The following is a 3,432-nucleotide window of genomic DNA, read 5'->3' as shown; positions in this document are numbered from 1 at the left end:
CATGCGACCCTCCGCGGGTGCCCGGAGGGCCGGTAGTTTGAACGTTCAAACTCCGGTCCGACTAAAGTACGGAGCGGCGGGCCGCGCTGTCAAGCCGTCGCGCCAGACCTACGATGACCGTCGAGACACCGGGAGGACGGGATGACGAAAGCCCCTACCGTCGAGGACGTCGCGCGCGTCGCGGGGGTCTCGCGGCAGACGGTGTCGAACGTCGTGAACACCCCCGGCATCGTGCGCGAGGCGACGCGGATCCGGGTCGAGGCGGCGATCGCCGAGCTGGGCTATCGCCCGCACGCGGCCGCGCGGCGCCTGCGCACGCGCCGCAGCTCGACCATCGGCATCCACCTCGATCCCTACGCGGGTGGCATCGCCGGCGTCGTGCTCGACCGCTTCGTCCACGCCCTCACCGAGCGCGCGAGCGAGCGCGACATGCGGGTGCTCCTCTACGCCGCGCGCACCGCGGAGGAGGAGATCGACCGCCTCGGCGATCTCCTCGAGGGGGGAGAAGTGGATGCCGTCGTCGTCACCGGCACCTTCCACGGCGACCCGCGCACGGGGTGGCTGAACGAGCGCGGGCTGCCGTTCGTGTCGTTCGGGCGTCCGTGGGGGGAGGACGACGTCGCCGCTCCCGCGCACCTGTGGGTGGATGTCGACGGCGCCGCCGGGACGCGCGCGGCCACCGAGCATCTGCGGGACGGGGGTGCCCGTCGCGTCGCCTTCCTCGGGTGGCCCACCGGATCCGGCACCGGCGACGAGCGCGAGCGCGGCTGGCGCGAGAGTGTCGGCGCGGCCGCGGGTCCGCGCTGGGTCGTCGAGGACAGCGTCGCGCTCGCCCGCGACGTGATCGCCGAGGGCCTCGCCCGGGACCCCGACGTGGATGGGATCGTGTGCGCGAGCGACTCGCTCGCCATCGGCGCGCACCTGGCCACCACGGTCGCCGGGCGCGCGGACATCCCCGTCATTGGCTTCGACAACACCCCCGCCGCCGAGGCGCTCGGGCTCTCCAGCGTCGAGCAGCTGCCCGAGCGCGTGGCATCCGGAGCCCTCGATCTGCTGATGGGGGAGGAGGGCACGGTCGTCGCCCCGCGCCCCACGACGGCGGGCGCGGCGCACCGGCTGGTGGTCCCGCGCCTCGTCGTGCGCTGACGCGCTGGTCGCTGCCGCGCGCGCTCGGTGCCCGTGTGCCGAGATCGAGAGTCCAAGACACGCCGTATGCGCGCGGGTGCGAACGGCGTGTCTTGGACACTCGACGGGCGGGGCGGCGGCGCCTCGCGGCACCGCCGCTGGGGCGCGTCAGATCGCGGACCAGCCGCCGTCGCTCGGGAGGATCGCGCCGTTGACGTTGGCGGAGTCGTCGCTGAGCAGCCACGTGATCGCCGCCGCGAGCTGTTCGGCCTGTGCCATCGGCGGAATCACGACCTGCATGAGCGGGCCGATCCGCGACCCGGCGTAGTCGCTGCGCATCGGCGCCTCGATGTTGGTCGCGACGGCGCCGGGAGCCACCGCGTTCGCGCGGATGCCCTGCGGGCCGTGGAAGAACGCCACGCTCTTCGTGAACCCGACCACGGCGTGCTTCGACGAGGTGTAGGCGACGCCGGCCGCCGAGCCGCGAAGGCCCGCCTCCGACGAGACGGTGACGATCGATCCGGCGCCCGCCTCGATCATGCGCGGCAGGACGGCGCGGGTGAGGCGCATCGGCGCGGTGAGGTTGACGGCGAACACGCGGTCCCACGTCGCGTCATCCACCTCGCTCGGCGGCAGGAAGCCGTCCATGATCCCGGCGATGTTGGCGAGGCCGTCGACGCGGTCGCCCGCGGCATCCAGGAGGGCGGCGATGGTGTCGGCGGACGAGACATCGCCGACGACGGTGGCGACATCGAGACCGGCGAGCTCGGCGGCGAGGGCCTCGAGGCGCTCCGCGATCACGTCGGTGGCGACGACGCGGCCGCCCTCCCGCGCGATCCGGTGGGCCGTGGCGCGTCCGATGCCCGATCCGGCTCCGGTGACGATGATGGTCTTGTCGGCGAAACGTCCGGCGGTTGACGGTGACATGAGAACTCCTCCTCGAGATCGGGTGGCGCGAGGCGCGTCAGCACCGTTATAGCACTGAGTGCCGAAAGGATGCCATGACCCGTTCCCTCGGTCGTCCACGCACGATCTCCCCGGATGCCGTCTCGCTCGTCGCCCTCCGCCTCTTCGACGAGAGAGGGTTCGACGCGGTCTCGATGGACGACATCGCGCGCGAAGCTGACGTCAGCCGGCGCTCGCTGTTCCGGCTCTTCCCGAGTAAGCAATCACTCGTGTGGGGAGGCCTGGACGAGTTCGTCGCGCGCTTCCGCGCGGCCCTGAGCGCCGACGGTGCGGATGCGCTCACGGCGCTCCGATCGGCCTACGTGACGGCGTCGGTCTTCCCCGACGACCAGATCGAGGTGACGCGCCGGAGGCTTCGTGTCATCCATGCCACCCCGGCGCTCGACCTTCGCGCCGACCCCCGTCTGACGGCGCTCACCGACGAGATCCACCGATTCCTCGCCAGCCAGGACCCGGAGGGTGGCGAACTCGCCGCCGTCGTTCGGGCGCACGCGCTCGCCGCCGTCGCCAGCTCCGCGCTCACCTGGTGGGCCGAACACGACGACGGGCGGCCCGAGGACGTGCTCGCGCGCGCGTTCGCCGTCGGCGGGACGGTGTGAGGAGTCCGACGGACGTCAGGGCGTGAGGAGCTCGAACTCGTCCGGGGAGGTCGTGCCGACGTCGTCCCAGTCGCCCTCGTGCCACGTGAAGACCGCCACCGCGGACGTGACCATCCGTACGTCGCGCTCCGCGAGGCGCGAGACGAGTTCGCTCATTCCTGGGTCGTGTGCGACGACCATGACTTCGCGCGCACCGGTGGCGCGCGCCGCTTCGAGCAGCGTGTCGGCGTCGGCGAGGTACAGCTCGGACTGCTCGGTGACGTCGACCTCGAACTCCTCCGCGAAGGCGGCGGCCGTGCTCGAGGCCCGCACCGCGGTGCTGGAGAGCAGGACCTCGGGGCGCACGCCCCGGCGCAGGACCGATCGCGCCATCGCCGGCGCGTCGCGGCGTCCGCGGTCGTTGAGCGGCCGGTCGTGGTCGGCGACGCCCTCGTCCGCCCAGTCCGACTTGGCGTGCCGGGCAAGGATCAGTTGAATCATCGTCTCTCCGCTTCGCTGCCGTGAGGAGTCGGACGCGGAGCGCGCGGGGCGCGAGGGTCGAACCGGCATCCGAGACGAGGATATCGACGGCGGCCCGCCGCAAACCGGGGATGGCGCGCTCGGCGTGTCCCGTGCGAGGAGGAGCCTCAGTGGCCGACGTAGACCCAGGCGCGGATGCCGCTCNGCAGCACCACCGAGGACCGGTCGTACAGCGACACTTCGTACTCGTCTGCGGCGTCGAGCTCTTTCGGGGTCAGCGCGA

General features: G+C 72.5%; 4 protein-coding genes. 2 read left to right on the top strand and 2 right to left on the bottom strand.

Going from position 1 to position 3,432, the window contains the following annotated elements:
- The first annotated feature begins 141 nt into the window (after window positions 1-141).
- Entirely contained in the window at window positions 142-1,146 is a 1,005-nt protein-coding gene (locus tag I5G_RS14260) for a LacI family DNA-binding transcriptional regulator (protein WP_022879659.1), read from the top strand.
- Between the two features lie 147 nt (window positions 1,147-1,293).
- Here I5G_RS14260 and I5G_RS14255 read toward each other — a convergent pair whose 3' ends face one another.
- A complete protein-coding gene (locus tag I5G_RS14255) occupies window positions 1,294-2,052 on the bottom strand; it encodes an SDR family NAD(P)-dependent oxidoreductase (RefSeq protein ID WP_022879658.1) in 759 nt (252 codons plus the stop codon).
- A 74-nt stretch (window positions 2,053-2,126) separates the two neighbouring features.
- Here I5G_RS14255 and I5G_RS14250 point away from each other — a divergent pair, with 74 nt between their 5' ends.
- Complete coding sequence (locus I5G_RS14250; RefSeq protein ID WP_022879657.1) at window positions 2,127-2,690, top strand: TetR family transcriptional regulator; 564 nt, start codon at window positions 2,127-2,129, stop codon at window positions 2,688-2,690.
- Window positions 2,691-2,705: 15 nt separating this feature from the next.
- Here the strand turns inward: I5G_RS14250 and I5G_RS14245 are convergent, their stop codons facing one another.
- Window positions 2,706-3,170, bottom strand: coding sequence for a histidine phosphatase family protein (locus I5G_RS14245; protein ID WP_022879656.1), 465 nt, complete (start codon window positions 3,168-3,170; stop codon window positions 2,706-2,708).
- Window positions 3,171-3,432: the final 262 nt, after the last annotated feature.

This window comes from Microbacterium sp. B19, assembly GCF_000333395.1.
GTDB lineage: Bacteria > Actinomycetota > Actinomycetes > Actinomycetales > Microbacteriaceae > Microbacterium.
The sequence above is the reverse complement of the archived record's forward strand: the minus strand, read 5'-3'. Positions and strand labels throughout refer to the sequence as shown.

Coding starts and splice junctions, on each gene's coding strand:
- I5G_RS14260 (WP_022879659.1), top strand. CDS start 142: ATGACGAAAGCCCCTACCGTCGAGGACGTCGCGCGCGTCGCGGGGGTC.
- I5G_RS14255 (WP_022879658.1), bottom strand. CDS start 2,052: ATGTCACCGTCAACCGCCGGACGTTTCGCCGACAAGACCATCATCGTC.
- I5G_RS14250 (WP_022879657.1), top strand. CDS start 2,127: ATGACCCGTTCCCTCGGTCGTCCACGCACGATCTCCCCGGATGCCGTC.
- I5G_RS14245 (WP_022879656.1), bottom strand. CDS start 3,170: ATGATTCAACTGATCCTTGCCCGGCACGCCAAGTCGGACTGGGCGGAC.